General features: G+C 59.9%; 20 protein-coding genes. 10 read left to right on the top strand and 10 right to left on the bottom strand.

Features of this window, described 5'->3' with window-relative positions:
• Positions 1-218 precede the first annotated feature (218 nt).
• From hcnA to hcnC, 3 genes are read left to right on the top strand one after another with little or no spacing between them, the layout of a single operon-like run.
• Positions 219-533, top strand: a complete 315-nt coding sequence (gene hcnA, locus NE357_RS17200; RefSeq protein ID WP_169430877.1) for a cyanide-forming glycine dehydrogenase subunit HcnA — start codon at positions 219-221, stop codon at positions 531-533.
• Positions 530-1,939, top strand: coding sequence for a cyanide-forming glycine dehydrogenase subunit HcnB (gene hcnB / locus NE357_RS17195; protein WP_169430876.1), 1,410 nt, complete (start codon positions 530-532; stop codon positions 1,937-1,939). Before hcnA ends, hcnB begins: the two co-directional genes overlap by 4 nt.
• On the top strand, positions 1,932-3,191 hold the full coding sequence (gene hcnC / locus NE357_RS17190; protein WP_169430875.1) for a cyanide-forming glycine dehydrogenase subunit HcnC: 1,260 nt from the start codon (positions 1,932-1,934) through the stop codon (positions 3,189-3,191). Before hcnB ends, hcnC begins: the two co-directional genes overlap by 8 nt.
• Before the next feature lie 111 nt (positions 3,192-3,302).
• On the opposite strand, the gene NE357_RS17185 is transcribed toward hcnC, so the two are convergent.
• A complete protein-coding gene (locus tag NE357_RS17185) occupies positions 3,303-5,111 on the bottom strand; it encodes a monovalent cation:proton antiporter-2 (CPA2) family protein (protein ID WP_169430874.1) in 1,809 nt (602 codons plus the stop codon).
• Between the two features lie 164 nt (positions 5,112-5,275).
• Here NE357_RS17185 and NE357_RS17180 point away from each other — a divergent pair, with 164 nt between their 5' ends.
• Entirely contained in the window at positions 5,276-6,190 is a 915-nt protein-coding gene (locus tag NE357_RS17180; RefSeq protein ID WP_169430873.1) for a LysR family transcriptional regulator, read from the top strand.
• Here the strand turns inward: NE357_RS17180 and NE357_RS17175 are convergent.
• A complete protein-coding gene (locus NE357_RS17175; protein WP_169430872.1) occupies positions 6,180-6,950 on the bottom strand; it encodes a substrate-binding domain-containing protein in 771 nt (256 codons plus the stop codon). The two genes, NE357_RS17180 and NE357_RS17175, sit on opposite strands and share 11 nt — an antisense overlap.
• Positions 6,951-6,960: 10 nt before the next feature.
• The gene (locus NE357_RS17170; RefSeq protein WP_169430871.1) at positions 6,961-8,253 is read right to left on the bottom strand and encodes an MFS transporter; all 1,293 of its coding nucleotides are present in this window, start codon (positions 8,251-8,253) and stop codon (positions 6,961-6,963) included.
• A 248-nt stretch (positions 8,254-8,501) separates the two neighbouring features.
• On the opposite strand from NE357_RS17170, the gene NE357_RS17165 reads away from it, so the two are divergent.
• Positions 8,502-8,810 carry an RcnB family protein gene (locus NE357_RS17165; RefSeq protein WP_169430870.1) on the top strand — a complete coding sequence of 103 codons (309 nt, stop codon included), beginning with the start codon at positions 8,502-8,504 and terminating at the stop codon, positions 8,808-8,810.
• Positions 8,811-8,910: 100 nt separating this feature from the next.
• On the top strand, positions 8,911-9,375 hold the full coding sequence (locus NE357_RS17160) for a hypothetical protein (protein WP_169430869.1): 465 nt from the start codon (positions 8,911-8,913) through the stop codon (positions 9,373-9,375).
• Positions 9,376-9,378: 3 nt separating this feature from the next.
• Here NE357_RS17160 and NE357_RS17155 read toward each other — a convergent pair whose 3' ends face one another.
• Positions 9,379-10,455, bottom strand: a complete 1,077-nt coding sequence (locus NE357_RS17155) for a sensor domain-containing diguanylate cyclase (protein ID WP_169430868.1) — start codon at positions 10,453-10,455, stop codon at positions 9,379-9,381.
• Positions 10,456-10,596: 141 nt separating this feature from the next.
• Here NE357_RS17155 and NE357_RS17150 point away from each other — a divergent pair, with 141 nt between their 5' ends.
• Positions 10,597-10,935, top strand: a complete 339-nt coding sequence (locus NE357_RS17150) for an FKBP-type peptidyl-prolyl cis-trans isomerase (protein WP_007952931.1) — start codon at positions 10,597-10,599, stop codon at positions 10,933-10,935.
• 73 nt (positions 10,936-11,008) lie between these two features.
• Here the strand turns inward: NE357_RS17150 and NE357_RS17145 are convergent, their stop codons facing one another.
• The 5 genes from NE357_RS17145 to NE357_RS17125 all read right to left on the bottom strand — a co-directional run bounded on the left by NE357_RS17145 (position 11,009) and on the right by NE357_RS17125 (position 13,696).
• The gene (locus NE357_RS17145) at positions 11,009-11,317 is read right to left on the bottom strand and encodes a hypothetical protein (protein ID WP_249314308.1); all 309 of its coding nucleotides are present in this window, start codon (positions 11,315-11,317) and stop codon (positions 11,009-11,011) included.
• A gap of 27 nt (positions 11,318-11,344) precedes the next feature.
• Positions 11,345-11,584, bottom strand: a complete 240-nt coding sequence (locus NE357_RS17140; protein WP_169430866.1) for a pyocin S6 family toxin immunity protein — start codon at positions 11,582-11,584, stop codon at positions 11,345-11,347.
• A 15-nt stretch (positions 11,585-11,599) separates the two neighbouring features.
• Complete coding sequence (locus tag NE357_RS17135) at positions 11,600-12,823, bottom strand: colicin E3/pyocin S6 family cytotoxin (RefSeq protein ID WP_169430865.1); 1,224 nt, start codon at positions 12,821-12,823, stop codon at positions 11,600-11,602.
• A 209-nt stretch (positions 12,824-13,032) separates the two neighbouring features.
• Positions 13,033-13,314, bottom strand: coding sequence for a hypothetical protein (locus tag NE357_RS17130; protein WP_169430864.1), 282 nt, complete (start codon positions 13,312-13,314; stop codon positions 13,033-13,035).
• A gap of 10 nt (positions 13,315-13,324) precedes the next feature.
• Positions 13,325-13,696, bottom strand: coding sequence for a DUF6124 family protein (locus NE357_RS17125; protein ID WP_169430863.1), 372 nt, complete (start codon positions 13,694-13,696; stop codon positions 13,325-13,327).
• Between the two features lie 527 nt (positions 13,697-14,223).
• Here NE357_RS17125 and NE357_RS17120 point away from each other — a divergent pair.
• From NE357_RS17120 to dmeF, 3 genes are all read left to right on the top strand, one after another.
• Complete coding sequence (locus NE357_RS17120) at positions 14,224-14,535, top strand: helix-turn-helix domain-containing protein (protein WP_169430862.1); 312 nt, start codon at positions 14,224-14,226, stop codon at positions 14,533-14,535.
• Positions 14,536-14,709: 174 nt separating this feature from the next.
• Positions 14,710-14,985 carry a metal/formaldehyde-sensitive transcriptional repressor gene (locus NE357_RS17115; protein ID WP_065258432.1) on the top strand — a complete coding sequence of 92 codons (276 nt, stop codon included), beginning with the start codon at positions 14,710-14,712 and terminating at the stop codon, positions 14,983-14,985.
• A gap of 11 nt (positions 14,986-14,996) precedes the next feature.
• On the top strand, positions 14,997-15,917 hold the full coding sequence (gene dmeF / locus NE357_RS17110) for a CDF family Co(II)/Ni(II) efflux transporter DmeF (protein ID WP_169430861.1): 921 nt from the start codon (positions 14,997-14,999) through the stop codon (positions 15,915-15,917).
• Here the strand turns inward: dmeF and NE357_RS17105 are convergent.
• A complete protein-coding gene (locus tag NE357_RS17105; RefSeq protein ID WP_169430860.1) occupies positions 15,914-17,014 on the bottom strand; it encodes a cytochrome P450 in 1,101 nt (366 codons plus the stop codon). The two genes, dmeF and NE357_RS17105, sit on opposite strands and share 4 nt — an antisense overlap.
• Positions 17,015-17,064: the final 50 nt, after the last annotated feature.

Below are 17,064 nucleotides of genomic sequence, written 5' to 3'. Positions count from 1 at the left end.
TCCATGGCCTGGATCAATATTCCTCGGTGCGATATCCCCTACCGTGAAATTTCCAGGCCCTTGCCGCTGGATCGACTACATTGCTTGCGCGCACGTTGCTGCGCGAGCGGGATAAACCTGCCGGCCCGATAGAGAGATAACCCCCACGAGCCGGCGAGGTGTAGTGCAGCAAGGAGCTGTTTCAACCTCACCTGAACTTTTCACGGATGATCATTGCAATGCACTGCCTAGAAAGAACCTTCGATATCCAGCCTTTGACGCAGGCGGATATGACTGTCCACATCAACGGCCAGCCGGTCACTGCCGCCATCGGCGAAACCGTGCTCAGCGTCATTCAGTCCCTCGGCGTGCGCCAGGTCGCGCGCAACGATCACAACCAGGTCAGCGGTGCCTATTGCGGCATGGGCGTGTGCCAGTGCTGCCTGGTGAAAATCAACGGCCGGCACAAGCGTCGCGCCTGTCAGACCGTGGTGCGTGACGGCATGCACGTCGAAACCCAGGCCAACCGCATTCACGGACAGGAGGCGCCATGAGTCAGCATCCGGTCATCGTCGGCGGTGGGCCGGCGGCCATGGCGGCGGCCATTGAGCTGGCGCGCCATGGCGTGCGCAGCACCTTGCTGGAGGAGGCGTCGCGCCTTGGCGGCGTGGTTTATCGCGGGCCGCTGCGTGACGGTGTGCAGCTGGACTATCTGGGGCCGCGTTATTCGGAAGCATTGAGCAAACTGCACGGCGACTTTCAGGAACAGGCCGGGCTGATCGATGTGCGCCTGCATCACCGGGTGGTCGGCGCCGAAGGCACGCGTTCACTGGTGGTGCTTGATGGCGATGAGCGCCTCCACGAAATCAGCTACCCGCAGCTGGTGCTGGCCGCCGGTTGCCATGAACGCAGCGTGCCGTTTCCTGGCTGGACATTGCCCGGCGTAATCATGCTCGGCGGCCTGCAATTACAGATCAAAAGTGGCGTGGTCAAACCCCAGGGTCCGGTGGTAATCGCCGGAACCGGGCCGTTGTTGCCGCTGGTGGCGACCCAGTTGCACGCGTCGGGCGTGAGCGTGGTCGGTGTCTACGAGGCCTGCGCGTTCGGCAAGATTGCCAAGGAAAGTCTGGCGCTGTTGAACAAGCCGCAACTGTTTCTCGACGGCTTGAGCATGCTGGCCTACCTGAAACTGCACGGCATCCCGATGAACTACGGCTGGGGCGTGGTCGAGGCACACGGCGAAGGCGAACTGAAAAGCGTCAGCGTGGCGCCGTACTCGGCGACGTGGGAGCCGGACATGAGCCGCGTCGAACGCTTCGAAGCGAAGACCCTGGCGGTCGGCTACGGCTTTATTCCGCGCACGCAACTGAGTCAGCAGATGGGCCTGGATCACGGCTTCAGCGATGACGGTTACCTGCGCGCCAACGCCAACATCTGGCAGCAGAGCAGCGAACCCCACGTGCATCTGGCCGGTGACATGGGCGGGATTCGCGGCGGTGAAGCAGCGATGCTGGCCGGCAAGATTGCCGCCACCTCGATCCTGCTGCAACGCGGTGTGCTCGAAGAGGAACTGGCGCGTGTCCGTCGCGACCGTTACCTGGGCAAACTCAAAGCCATCGTGCGTTTCCGCGCGGCGGTGGATCGCTACACCGAACGCGGCGTCGGGCAGATCGCATTGCCGGCGGCCGACACGGTGATCTGCCGCTGTGAACACACCACTCGCGCCGACATCGACCGGGCGCTGGAGCAGGGCGTGCAAGACATCGCCAGCCTGAAAATGCGCACCCGCGTGAGCATGGGCGACTGTCAGGGGCGGATGTGCGTCGGCTATTGCAGCGACCGTTTGCGTCAAGCCACCGGACGCAAGGATGTCGGCTGGCTGCGGCCGCGTTTCCCGGTCGATCCGATTCCATTTTCCGCGTTCCAGTCCCTCGGCACGGAGGCCGTTTCCCATGAGTAAGTTCTATGACGTGGTCATCGCCGGCGGCGGTGTGATCGGCGCGTCCATCGCCTATCAGTTGTCCAAGCGCAAAAACCTCAAGGTCGCGATGATCGATGCCAAGCGCCCGGGCAACGCGACCCGTGCCTCGGCCGGCGGCTTGTGGGCGATTGGCGAGTCGGTGGGGCTGGGCTGCGGGGTGATTTTCTTTCGCATGATGTCGGCCAATCGCAAGCGCGAAACCCAGGGCGCGGCGGTGGCAGTGGATTCAAGCACGCCGCACATCCTGCCTCCGTCGTTCTTCGATTTTGCCTTGCAGTCCAACGCGCTGTACCCGGCACTGCACCGCGAGCTGCGCGACAACCACGGGATGGATTTCAAGTTCGAAAAGACCGGGCTCAAATTCGTCATTTATGACGACGAGGACCGGTTATACGCCGAGCACATCGTCGGCTGCATCCCGCATCTGGCCGATCAGGTGCGCTGGCTCGATCAGGCTGCATTGCGCGAGTCCGAGCCGAGCGTCAGCCATGAAGCACGCGGGGCACTGGAGTTTCTCTGCGACCATCAGGTCAGCCCATTCCGCCTCGCCGACGCCTACGCCGAAGGCGCCCGGCAGAATGGCGTGGACATGTACGTCAACACCAACATCACCGGCGTGCTGCATCACGGTACGCGGGTGACCGGCGTGCAGACGACCGAAGCCGGGGTGTTTCACTGCAAGACCCTGATCAACGCCGCCGGCGCCTGGGCAGCGGACTTGAGCGAGTGGGCCACGGGTATCCGGATTCCGGTGAAACCGGTGAAAGGCCAGATCCTGCTCACCGAACGCCTGCCGAAAATCCTCAACGGTTGCCTGACCACCAGCGATTGCTACATGGCGCAGAAGGACAACGGCGAGATCCTGATCGGCAGCACCACCGAGGACAAAGGCTTTGACGTCACCACCACCTGGCCGGAAATCGCCGGGCTGGTGCAGGGCGCGGTGCGTTGTCTGCCGGAACTGGCGGACATCAACCTCAAGCGCACCTGGGCCGGGCTGCGGCCGGGCTCGCCGGACGAGTTGCCGATTCTCGGGCCGATGGCCGGGGTGGAGGGTTATCTCAACGCCTGCGGGCATTTCCGCACTGGGGTACTGACGTCGGCGATCACCGGGGTGTTGCTGGACAAGCTGATCAACGATGAACCGTTGCCGCTGGACATCACGCCGTTTCTGGCGGACCGGTTTGCAGTGGCGCCGGCCAAAGAAGAGAGGGAGCTGGAGATAGCCTGAACTTGTGGGAGCCAGCCTGCTGGCGATGAGGCCGGTTCAGTCACCCTTGATGGTGGCCGAGCTGTCGCAATCGCCAGCAGGCTGGCTCCCACATTTGGAACTCTGCAAGCTTCAGGACTTGCCCGATTGTTCTTCCAGTTGATCCGACTCGAACAACCGGGCCAGTTCCGCCCGCGCTTCCTGGGCGGTCTGCAGCACTTTGGCCGCGTCGTCGTACACCGCGTGCTGAGCCTCGAGCACCTGTTCGTCATGGTGCTTGAAGCGCTTGATCCGCGCGTCGGCCTGGGCTTGGGTCAAGCCGAGGCCAACCAGCGTGCGACGGCTCATTTCCAGGCTGGAGTAGTAAGTCTCCCGGATCGGATCGGCGCCCACATCCACCAACCGATGAACATGCTGCCGGTTACGCGCCCGGGCGATGATCTTCATGTGCGGGTAGAGCTTGCGCACGATCTCGGCGGTCTTGATGTTGGTCTCCGGATCGTCCGTGGCAATCACGAAATACTCCGCTTCCCCGGCCTTGGCCGCACTGAGGATTTCCGGACGCATCGGGTCACCGTAGAACACCGGCACACCGCCGAAGCTGCGCGACAGTTCGATGGTTTCCACCGAGGTGTCCAGCGCCACGAACTTGATGTTCTGCGCTCGCAGGATCCGCGCCACGATCTGGCCCATCCGGCCCATGCCGGCGATCACCACCCGTGGGGTTTCGGTGTCGATCTGGCGGAACTTCTCCGGCACTTCCACCGGTTGCACCTTCGGGCTGACCAGCCGTGCGCAGATCAACAGCAACAGCGGCGTCACCGCCATCGACAGGGTGATGGTCAGCACCAGCAAGTCGTACAGACGCGGTTCGAACAGGCCCTGATCGCGGCCGATCTTGAACACCACGAAAGCAAATTCACCGCCCGCCGCCAGCACGATGCCGAGGCGAATCGCACTGACTTTGCTCAAGCCGCCGGCCAGACGTCCGACCACAAACAGCAGCGGCAACTTCAGGGCGATCAGCAGCAGCGTCAGCCCCAGCACCGTGATCGGTGCGCTGAGCAGCAGACTGAGGTTGGCGCCCATGCCGACGCTGATGAAAAACAGCCCCAGCAGCAGGCCCTTGAACGGTTCGATCTGCGCTTCCAGCTCATGGCGATATTCCGAATCCGCCAGCAGCAGGCCGGCGAGAAATGCCCCCAGCGCCATCGACACACCGACCATGTCCATCAGCCACGCGGTGCCGATCACCACCAGCAACGCGGTGGCGGTGGAGACTTCCGGCAGGCCGGTTTTCGCCACGATGCGAAACACCGGACGCAACAGATAACGTCCGCCGATCACCACCACGGCGATGCCGCCGAGCACCTGCAAACTGTGACGCACGTCGTCGGCGGTGCTGGTGTGGTGATCGACCCCCGCGAGCATCGGCACAAGGGCGATCAGCGGGATCGCGGCGATGTCCTGGAACAGCAGAATCGCAAAGGCCAGACGGCCGTGGGGGCTGGTCAGCTCTTTGCGTTCAGCCAGACTTTGCAAGCCGAACGCGGTAGACGACAGCGCCAGACCCAGGCCCAGCACAATCGCGCTGTTCAGCGGCTGGCCGAACATCGACAACGCCAGCACGCCAATCACCGAACCGGTCAGCAGCACCTGCGCCAGACCCACGCCGAACACCGATTTGCGCATCACCCACAAGCGTCGCGGGGACAGCTCAAGACCGATGATGAACAACAGCAGCACCACGCCCAGTTCCGAGATATGGCTGACACTTTGCGGATTGCCGATCAGGCCCAGCACCGACGGGCCGATGATCACCCCGGCAAACAGGTAACCGAGCACCGCGCCCAGTTGCAGGCGCTTGGCCAGGGGAACGGTGAGCACGGCGGCCAAGAGAAACACGACAGCGGCTTGCAACAGATTGCCTTCATGGGGCATGAGCGGAACTCCAGTAACGCGGTACGGCGGGGGGCGACAAGGATAAAGGCTGAAACGATTACAGATCTACCGCAGACCCTGATTGAGCACATGTGCTCCTGTAATAATTTGCATCAATTGGTTACATTCATAGCCTCAGCGAATCAATTCCTCCCGAGTTTCCCATGGCTATCAACTTCGACCTCAACGACCTGCAAGCCTTTCGCGCCGTGGTCGAGCAGGGCAGTTTCCGCAAGGCCGCCGACACCGTGCGTATCTCGCAACCGGCCCTGAGCCGGCGCATCGAAAAACTCGAGGACGCCCTCGGCGTGAAGCTGTTCGAACGCACCACACGCAAGGTCAGCCTGACCCAGGCCGGGCGCGGCTTCATGCCCAGCGTCGAGCGTTTGCTGGATGACCTGGACGTGGCGTTGCTCGGCATCAGCGAAGTCGCTTCGAACCGGCAGGGTCACGTCACCGTCGCTTGCGTGCCGTCGGCGGCGTATTACTTCATGCCGCGAGTGGTTGCCCGCTATCACCAGCAGTTCCCGCGAATCAAAGTCAAAGTCCTCGATTCCAGCGCTCACGATGTACTGACGGCGGTGGTCAACGGCGAGGCGGATTTCGGTTTGAGTTTCATGGGCACTCAGGAGGCGGGTGTGGATTTCGATCCGCTGGTACAGGAGAGCTACGTGGTTGCCTGTCGCCGCGACCATCCGCTGGCCGGGCGCAGCAGCGTGACCTGGGACGAGTTTTACCGGCAGGATTACATCTCGCTGGACAAGACCTCGGGCAACCGTTTTCTGCTGGATCAGGCCTTGGCCAAAGTGGTTCCGCAACGCCCGAGTATTTGCGAGACGCGGCATGTGACGACCATGATCGGTCTGGTGGAAGCAGGGTTGGGTGTGGCGGCGGTGCCGCTGATGGCGATGCCGGCGGCGGATCATCCGATCCTGACGCGGGTGCCGCTGATCGATCCGCAAGTGATGCGCAGCGTCGGCATCATCAAACGCCGGGGTCGTACGCTGACCCCGGCGGCACTGGAACTGGAGCGGCTGGTGGTGGAAATGAAAGTCCAGCCGCCGACGGTCAGCGCTTGACCGAATCCAGACCGGTGGCTTGTACGTCAGGCTGGGCGGCGGGTGCGGCCAGATAAGCGAGCAACGCCTTGGCTTCCTGCGGATGCTGCGCACCCACCGGAATCCCTGCCGCAAAGCGCGTCACCGACTGCACCGATTCCGGGATCTTGGCCACAAAACTCACCCCCGGCACCGGCAGCAATTCGCTGACCTGCTGGAAGCCCAGTTGATAGTCGCCAGTCGCGACCACAGAACCGACCGGGATTTTCGGGATCATCTTAGCCTTCGGTTTCAGCTGATCTTCGATACCCAGTTTCTTGAACAGTTGCTGCTCGATGTACACGCCGCTGGCGCTGTCGGAGTAGGCCACCGATTTTGCATCAAGCAGGGTTTTCTTCAGGGCATCGACGGTGCTGATGTCAGGTTTCGATGCACCTTCGCGCACCACCAGGCCGATTCGCGAGTCCGCCAGTTCTACACGGGAGGCCGGGTCGACCTTGCCTTGCTTGATCAAGTCGTCGAGGGCGTAGCCGACCATGATCACCACGTCGGCCGGTTCGCCACGCGCCAGGCGATTGGGGATCGCCTCCGGCGCCTTGCCCATCGACGGGCCGAGTTGGGTGTCCAGCGTGTTGCCGGTGGCGGCAGCGAATTTCGGCCCCAGGATCTTGTAGGCGGCGGTGAAGCCGCCGGAAGTCATGACCCGCAGTTCTTCGGCCTGGGCGGCAACGTTGAACGCCAGGCCGGCGAGCAGGGCTGTAACGGTAAACAGTTTCTTCATGGTGATGTTCTCAGGCAGTAACAGGTTGCAGGCGACCGCCGGCCCGGCGATACAGATAAAGCGTCGCGCACAATGCACACAGTGCGCCGATGCTCATCCAGTAACCCGGTGCGGCTTTGTCGCCGGTGTACTCAATCAGGAAGGTCGACATTGCTGGAGTGAAACCGCCGAACACGGCAGTGGCGAGGCTATAGGCCAGGGAGAAACCGGCCACCCGCACCTCCACCGGCATGATCTCGGTCAGCGCCGGAATCATTGCGCCGTTGTACAGACCGTAGATAAACGACAGCCACAACAGCGACAGCAGCATGTGGCTGAAGCTCGGCGCCTGCACCAGATACGACAGCGCCGGATACGTCGTGGCCAGGGCCAGCAACGACATGGCGATCAGCACCGGACGGCGGCCGACGCGATCAGACAATGCGCCGCCAATCGGCAGCCAGAAGAAGTTGGAAACGCCCACCAGCAGAGTCACCAGCAACGCATCCGATGTGCTCAGGTGCAGCACGGTTTTGCCGAAGGTCGGCGCGTACACGGTAATCAGATAGAACGCGGTGGTGGTCAGGGCAACCATCAACATCCCGCCCAGCACCACGCCCCAGTTCTGGCCGAGGGTGCGGAACACTTCCTTCATGCTCGGACGATGTTTGCGGGCGGCGAACTCTTCGGTTTCCGCCAGATTACGGCGCAGAAAGAAGATGAACGGCACGATCATGCAGCCGACGAAAAACGGAATCCGCCAGCCCCAATCGGCGACGGCTTGCGGCGCCATCCATTGGTTCAGGCCATAACCGAGCGCAGCAGCGACGACGATTGCCACCTGCTGACTGGCCGACTGCCAGGCCGTGAAAAAACCTTTGCGACCGGGTGTAGCGATCTCCGAGAGATACACCGAAACCCCGCCCAATTCCGCGCCGGCGGAGAAGCCTTGCAACAGCCTTCCGATCAACACCAGCGCCGGGGCAAACAGACCGATGGTTTCGTATCCCGGCACCAGCACAATCAATATCGTGCCGCTGGCCATGATCGACAGCGTCACGATCAAACCTTTGCGCCGACCGACGTCATCAATGTACGCGCCGAGCACGATAGCCCCCAGCGGACGCATCAAAAAGCCTGCGCCGAACACTGCAAAGGTCATCATCAGGGAAGCGAACTCACTGCTCGCCGGAAAGAACACCGCCGCGATCTGCGTGGCGTAGAAACCAAACAGAAAGAAGTCGAACTGTTCGAGGAAGTTACCCGAGGTCACCCGGAAAATGGCGCCGGCCCGCGAGCCGCCGTGTGGGATTGAGGCTGTCATCAAAAAATACTCCACCGCTTTTATGACGTGCGCGACGGGGAGGCGGCGCACGGTTCTTATTGGGGCGGATAGTGGCGCGCAGGGATCGATTTGTTAATTGCATTGTTGGCATGGATTGATGTGCAAGACGGATCAATACGCGCAGTGGGCAGCTATACTTTCGACTCCGCCATCATCAAAAAACAAGGAATGATTCCCGAACCCCGCAGTCGGAGTTCTGGTATCACACATCTGAAGGAGGTTCACCGATGAACAACAAGACCCTGATCGCCAGCCTGGCCCTCGTCGCCGGCATCGCCGGGATCAACCCACTCGTTCAAGCGGCGCAACCCTCGAACGACACTGTCGAACACTCACCGACCGGCAACCGCGAACTGAACGTCAACGACCGCGCCCCGGACATCTATCAGCGCAGCGAAAAAGCCATCAAAAACTGGAAACAGAAAGGGCTCAAACAGCCTGAGCCACAGGCGCAGTGGGTGCAGATCAACGATAAATACGTGATGGTGATGATCACCAACGGGACGATTGTGGCGATTCAGCCGGTGGAGCGCTGACCTCAAGCAACAATTGGCCATGGACGGTTGATTGCATTCGAGCGCCGTTCCGGTAAAACGCGAGGGGCGTTTCGAGTGGCTGGATGTCAGGAGCAATTCGTTGGAAAAGAAACCCCTCTACCGCAAAGAAAACACCACGGCCCACAACGTCTGGCGCAACAACCCGGGCGGGCATTATCGGCATCAGCGAAACACCAAGGCTGAAATCCACAGCGAGGCTACACGCGGCTCGATGCATGGCATCAAGCATCATGGCTACGATTACACGCCGTTGTTTCGGTTTTTGCTGTCGCGTGTCGGTGGTGATTGGGACGAGATTTTCAGTGAGGCTGTGTCGCGGCTGGATCGGCAGGAGCCGGTTTTCTGGATGGTCGCTGTGCTTGAAAGTGACCGGGAAGAAATAGTGCGACTCGGTGAGTCGAGTTTCTTCAATGGTCTGTATGTCGATGAACAGAAGCGCCTGCAAATCGTCAATCCCAACCTCAAGGCAGAGGATATGACGCCCAACTGTCAGTGCTGCACTCATACATTCAATGGCGTCGTGTTCGGTACACCCGGGCGCTGAGATTCAGTCAACCCGGCTATGGCTCAGCGCCTGTCCGCCACCCAAACGATACTGATTGTTCCCGCTGCGCTTGGCCTCATACATCGCCAGATCCGCAATGTGCAGTAGCCGGTCCATGGTCGGCGCATGGTCGGGGAAGACGGCGACGCCGAGACTGGTGCCGATGTGGCGTTGTTCGTTGCCGATGGTGATGGGTGGGGACAGTTCGATGAAGATTTTCTGGCAGATGCTGCGGGCTTCGTCCTGCAGATTCAGGCCGGGGGCGAGGCCTTGCAGGATGACCACGAATTCGTCACCGCCGATGCGCGCGACGGTGTCGCTGACCCGCAGGATGCGTTTCAGACGCGTGGCGGTGGTGATCAGCACGCGGTCGCCGGCGGCATGACCGTAACGGTCGTTGATGCTTTTGAAACCGTTGAGATCGACAAACACCAGCGCCACCCGGGTCTCGGTAGCGCGGGCATGTTCCAGCGCTTCCGACAGGCGTTCTTCCAGCACCAGTCGATTGGGCAAACCGGTCAGCGGATCGAAGTGGGCCAGGTGCTGGAGGTAACTGGCCGAGGCCTTCTCTTCGGTGATATCGCGCACTACGCCCATCATCTTGATCATCGCGTCATGATCGTTCTTCACCACGTTGCCGGTTTCCCTCAGCCAGCGAATCGTGCCGTCGGGCCAGACCACGCGGTATTCCTCGTCGTGGTTTTCACCGGTTTCCAGACAACGCAATTCCCCGGCACGGACCTTGGCGCGGTCGTCCGGGTGGACGCAGGAGCAGAACAGGGCGTAGGAAGGCGTCACTTCGCCGATCTTGAACCCGAACATGCCGAAGATCGCGTCGGACCAATAGAGTCGATCCGTGTCGACTTCCCAGTCCCAGGTGCCGATCCGCGCAAAATACTGACTGCGCTTGAAGCGTTCGGCATCGCCATCCTGGTGGATGTTCTGGCCTTCGGCGGCGCGGGTGAGCAGTTCACGGTATTCGTCGAGCTGCCGACGCAGGGCACGCTCCCGGCGGATCAGCACGGCGATCACGACCATCAACACAACGACAATGGCGAGGCTGATCCAGAGTTGAGTCATTCGAGCGGTGCTGACATGGCGTATCGATCAGGATTGGTAGCGGGTGGCCATCATCCGTCACGGCCAGCGTGGGGTCAAACGGTTGCCAAGGGCCGGCATTTCTGGGAAAACGGCGGCCAGCGGAACAATAGAGTGAATGTTATGAATGATGAACTGCAGATAATCGATCTTCAGCCCGGCGACGGAAAAGCCGCCGTCAAAGGCGCATTGATCACCACCCAATACACCGGTTGGCTGGAAGATGGCACTGAGTTCGACTCCTCCTGGAGCCGGGGCAAACCGTTCCAGTGCGTGATCGGCACGGGCCGGGTCATCAAGGGTTGGGACCAAGGGATCATGGGCATGCAGGTGGGTGGCAAGCGCAAACTGCTGGTGCCGGCGCATCTGGGTTATGGCGAGCGGACGATGGGCAAGATTCCGCCGAATTCGAATCTGGTGTTTGAGATTGAGTTGCTGGAGGTTTTGACGCGGGAGGATTGAATCTCGCGGGACGAGTGCGTTGTGATGAGGGAAACCCCTGATCACAACGTTCGGCATGCAAGGACTCGATGAGTCAGGTGAATGCCTCAATATCGTCAAGCGTGTCTGCGATCACGCCTTCCAGCGAGGGGAATCTTGTCTTTACTTCTTCCAGTGCTGAGAGGGCGGCATCTTTGTCCAGCTCGCCGTGCCTGCGAGCGATGTGGCCGAGAGCGGTAATGGCGGAGGTGACAATTGACTCATTGTTGCTGGCGAAATACTTCAGGCAGGTTTGCTGAGCCCAGACTTTGTCTGATTCGTTCAAACCAATAGAAATCAATCCAGCGACAACATTCCTTTTCACGCCGCTTTCAAGAAGCCTCACTGCTTCATCGTGGCTCACTGTTGGTTCTTGATAGGAAAGACTCAACTATTCCCGAACTCCGATAAAAAGATCTAGTTCAGTTGGTAGGTGTTCATTAAGAATTGAAGCAATTTTCCGGGCCTGACCTTCATTCAAGAACCATTCTCCGGCCTCGCTTTCTTCCAAGCTTTCCCAACCCAGCAAAGCCAGAACCGCAGCTTCAGCCTCAGGCCTTACTGTCAGTTCAAACTTCAAAGAATCGTCCTCTTCATCACCTTTCAAAAAGCCACTTATCCATAAAAACATTAAAAGCCTCCTGTATTACTTCGGGGTAGATCTCTCGGGATCTGCGGGATCTATTTGTTCACCGGTTTCGTGGTTGAATTCACCAAGGTGTTTGCCTTGTTTGTTGTAAAGCTCAATAGCGCCAGTCTTGCTATCCCATTCATATATTCGCCCCTTCCGGTCCTTCCAGCGGCTTCGCTTGCCTCCTCCACCCTGAACGCTGCTCTTTGATTTGACTGGCTGGGCATCCGGGAATGCGGGCAGTGTCCGTGGGGGCCTGTGGTATTTGATATCACCGCCCAGTGCTGGCCTGGAAAGCACAACATACAGAGGCTGCACCCCGGAGTCAGCCGGAAACACAAGGATGAAATCCTCGTACTCTGACGGATAGATCGGGTTGACGATGATTTTGTCTGCTTGCTCAGTCGGCGGATAAATCCAGATAGTCGGTGTTTGTGGGGCACCTTCCAGCGGTGGGATACCCGAGGTGCTGGATGAATCGACGGCAGGCGTCCAGGTCAACGTGGCACCATTGCCAAAGTCAGCCACTTGGCGAGAGCCTTGGGCGGTGAACTGCACAACCGGAATCATTTCCCAGTCAGGACGCTTTTGAGTGTTGTACCCGTACCCTTTGAGACTGCCATCGGGCTGTTGCTCTACCTGTAGTCGAATACGTGTTCGGCCTTCCTTCAGCGATCTGAGCTGTTCTTCGGTATAGAGTGAACTGTCACCAAGATTGGATGGCCACAAAAGTGCAACCATGCCCGCCAAAGCACCTGCGGCAACACCGCCCGTGATTGCGCCCACACTGGATATGGCGCTTGTGCTGGTGCCAATAGAAGCCGAGCCTCCCAAGAGAAGCGTGCCTATAGCAGACGGTAACTTGGCACCACCTATTCTTTTAAGGGGGATATTTCCCGCCGCATCTAATTCGCGGCCACCGAGCAAGGTGAATGCTCCAAAGTCAGCCAGTCGTTCGACCGGGATAAACCCTGCGGGGCTTTCATGATTGATGACGCCGTCGGGGAGGTTGCAGCTCTTGGTAAATACACACCCTAGGGCGCTGTGTTGATTCGGTTGTTGAGACTGCCGAAGAAAGCGATCTTCGTAGGCTTGTTGCCTGGCCTGCATCTCGTCGTACTTTTTTTGTCTGGTGTCCTGCTCTGCCAGTTCGGTAGCAGTCATATAGCGGGTAGTGATGTGGTGCCCGTCGCCTGAGGGGGGATTTTGTATTCGGGGAATATCTGATTTTCGAGCCATGAGCGTCCTTGTTCCAACTTTTAAAGCGTTGGGAACGCTATCTGAATGAGCATTTGAAAGATGTAGGACGGTTCTGAAGCTCAAGCGGTTGTTACAAAATAACGCTCTCGGCAAGATCCGTGGAGCGATTTCTTATGAGTTGTAAACACAAAACCCGCTGCCTCCTTCAACGAAGGCAGCGGGTTTTTTCTTGCCTTGCGCCCCGGGTATTACGCAGCCATCGCCATCTCATCCAGCGTCGCGGCAACCGTGCTGGTCAGGCTCGGAAATCTGCGTTTGACGCTGTGAAGTGCCGGCATTACGCGGTCCCGGTCCAGTTTGCCGTGATCGCGGGCGAGCTGGACGAGGGCCTCGAGGGCGGCGGTGACGATGGATTTTCTCTCGCTTTCGAGCAGGAGCAGACAGGCCTTTACGGCCCATTGGCTGTCTTTCTCGTTGAGGCCGATGGAGATCAGGGCGGCGACGACGTGTGCATCGGATTTGCTTTCCATGGGGTGTTCCTCAGGTCGTGGCATCGAGAGTGTCCAGCGCCCGGTTCACGGCGAGTTCGCCACACATCACCACTTGGGCGATGCCCAGGACGGTACTGCGGTAGGGCGGGTCCAACAGCGCGGCGAAGTCGCTGAGCATCACGCTGGCCGAGGCCATCGATTCGCAGGCGTGGGCCAGCAAGGCATGTTGATCGATGTGGGGGGCGATGAGGAACATGCGGCCGGGGCAGTGCTGTTTCGGGGCGGTGGGTTTCAGGTAGTGGTCGAGAGCGCGCTCGGCGGCTTCGTGGAGTTTCTTTGAGTCGGTGGACGAGTAGGGCGAAGTCGGGTCGGACTCGTTGGGAGCGTCTTTTTCGGGTGGATCGGGTACGTATTTGAACATTCGGGAAAGCCTCAAAGTGATGCCGACACCACCTCGCGACTAAACGAATAGGTGGCAGCTGTACGCAGGTTAGTCGACCGGCGACTTCCCAAAACCGGCGCACCCGAGGGTGCCCTGCACACAGCCGCCATAGAGTGCAGATGAAGGTCACCTGACTTGTCTGGAGCACATGTAAAGTTTTGAGAAATCATCGAGCGACTAAACCCGTTCACTGACCATTCAGTGATGCGAATCAAGTTACCGACGCCCTCAAAACCGCACAAGCCGGCGGATTCTGGCGTAGTTGTAGGCAAAGGCGCAAGGCAATGTAGCCTCCCGGATGGAGGCAAAATGATGCGTCATTTTTCAGTCCGCCATCGCGAGCAAGCTCGCTCCCAAAGGGGGGGCTGTGTCGGCTTATCAAGTGTGCCGACTCGCGAATTTCTGCTTTGTGATACCAAATGTCAGATAAGCCAATTCAAACTTGATTTATATCGATTTCGATATAGCCTGCATGGCACATCCAGCACAAGGAAACAGGTTGAACCATGACGGATCATCAAAACTCTTCCCAGCGTTTCGCAAGCGTCTGGGATGCACTGGAAGACACGCCGCAGGAAGCGGCCAACATGCGCCTACGGGCCAAACTGATGCGCACGCTGTGCGAAACGATTCGAGCCTGGGAGCTTCCGCAGAAAGAGGCGGCCAAACGTCTCGGCATCACGCAGCCGCGCCTCAACGACGTACTCAACGGCAAAGTCGACAAGTTCTCTCTCGATGCGCTGGTCAACCTGTCGGCCGCAGCCCAACTGGACGTAGACCTCTGCTTCTCGTCGTCCCCGCCACTGCAATGGGCCTGACAGTCGAGGGTTCTCAACGCCTCTGACAAACCTTCCAGAAGCGGCGCCGTGTGACGCGCCGCCTCATTCTTCCACATCAAAATTTCAAGCCGCGACAGACGGTCGAAAGCAGGCCTTGCCCCTTTCGATCCGAACAGCGACTATGCTCGCCATATAGGGGTAGGGGGTATAGGTATGTCGCACACGCACGAACACAAAGGCGAGTTGCTCAATCGGGTCCGGCGTATTGCCGGGCAGGTTCAGGCGGTTGAACGGGCGCTGGAGTCCGAGGCCGATTGTGCCAAGACGTTGCACCTGATGGCGGCGATTCGCGGCGCGGTCAATGGTTTGATGGAGCAGTTCATCGAGGCCCACGCCCGCGAGCATGTCGCCCATCCCGACCTTAGCGACGAAGCCCGCGCCCAGGGCGTGGAAGAGTTGTTGCAAGCCATCCGCCGTTATTCCAAGTGAGTACCAAAATCATGACTCTCAAGGCTGATGATTTTTCCCATGACCACCAGTTTCTTGGCGCCTCCCACGATGAAAACGCCCGTCGCACCCTGTGGGTGGTGGTCCTGACCTTTGTGATGATGATCGGCGAGATTGCCGCCGGTTACCTCACCGGTTCCATGGCGCTGCTGGCCGACGGTTTCCACATGGCGACCCACGCCGGCGCCCTTGGCATCGCGGCGGCGGCCTATGGTTTTGCCCGTCGTAACGCCAACAACCGCCGTTACAGTTTTGGCACCGGCAAGGTCGGCGATCTGGCGGGTTTTGCCTCGGCCATGGTGCTGGGGCTGGTGTCGCTGGGCATTGCCGGGGAGTCGATTTTCCGCCTGTTCGAGCCCACCAGTGTGGCGTTCGGCGAAGCAACCTTGATCGCCGTGGTCGGTCTGGGCGTCAACCTGCTCAGCGCTTTTCTGCTGGCCGGCCATCACGGTCATCATGACCACGGCCATCGCCACGATCATGGTCATCACCATCATCACGACAACAACCTGCGTTCAGCCTACGTGCATGTACTGGCGGACGCGTTGACGTCGGTGCTGGCGATTGCCGCGCTGCTTGCCGGCCGTTATCTGGGCTGGGTCTGGATGGACCCGGTGATGGGCATCGTCGGTTCCATCGTCATCGCCAAATGGGCCTGGAACCTGATGCGTGACAGCGCCGCCGTACTGCTCGACACCACCGATGAACCGGTGGCCGAAGAGATCCGTGAACTGCTGGAAACCTCCGACGACGTGCGCATCAGCGACCTGCACGTCTGGCAGGTCGGCCCGCAGGCGCGGGCAGCGATTGTCAGTGTGGTGGCGGCTGCGGGCGTAACGGCCGAGGCGATTCGCGAGCGACTGGCGCCTGTGCATGAGTTGTCGCACCTGACGATCGAATTGCGAAACGCTTAACTCGTTGCCTCGCAAAACAATGGAATCCGCCCATTGAGGGAAGGGCGGTAGTGCCAGACGAACCGCTTCAGGTCGATGTCATGGGCGAGGATTTCACCTACGGTGGCGCTGGCAATCGTCAGCGCCAACCTTTGCCCCGGGCATTGGTGACGGCCGCTGCCGAACGTGAAGCTGCGGCGGTTGGGGCGATCCGGCAGAAACTGATCAGGGTTTTTATTCAGTGCCCGGTCGCGGTTGGCTGAGGCGAGCAACACCAGAATCACGTCGCCCGCTTCAAGTCGCACGCCGTCGACTTCGCAGGTGTTCGCGACAAACCGCCGGGTATTCTGCACCGATGGGTCGAAGCGCTGGACTTCGGCCAACAGCGAGTCTACCGATGCGTCGCGTAATTCCGGCTGTCGCTGCAACGCCACCAGCGCATTGCCGATCAGTCCGGCGGTGGCTTCAAAGGTTTGCGAGCAGAGACCGATGAGGTTGGCGATCAGTGCGTCTTCTTCGCCTGAAAAGCGCTGCTGAATGTCGGCGAGAAACGGGTTCGGATCTGCCAGTAATTCAATGAAGTCACCGTGCAATTGCTCCGCCGCTCGATGGGCTGCCGCCAGTTGCAAGTCATTGCTCAGCGGTGACAGGCACGCTGCAAAATCCGCGGTCAGCTCACTGATCGTTCGCGCTTGCGCCGGGGAGAATCCGAGCAGCGCCGCAACCACGCACACCGGCCCGCGAAACATTGCCTTATATAAGCCGTCGGCATCGTGGGTGATCAACCTTGCGGCGACCAGCGCCCTGACAGCTTCGTCCTTGATAAGCCCGAGTGGCGGCTCAATGGCCGAACGGGGGCAGCGCTGACTCTCGCCTTCATTCATGCGCATCAACTGGCCGAACACCTTGCCCGCCATGCCATCGGCAATCGCCTTGGGCACCGGCTCCTGCACCGGACGTACCCGGCAATCCGGATTCGCCAGGACGGCGCAAACCGCCCGGGCACTGCTGGCCACCCACAGTTTCACTTCGTGATGAAAGGTCAGACCTCCCGCCGCGCGCAGTTCGGCGTAGTAGGGATAGGGATCGGCGTGAGTCGCAGCGATGATCGGGTCCATGGATCGCAACCTTGTCGGTGGGGAAAGTGTTGCTACTATCTGCAGTCCTT

It is taken from the genome of Pseudomonas sp. G7(2022) (assembly GCF_052660475.1).
Note: the sequence above shows the minus strand (reverse complement) of the source record. Positions and strands in the feature narration are given on the sequence as shown.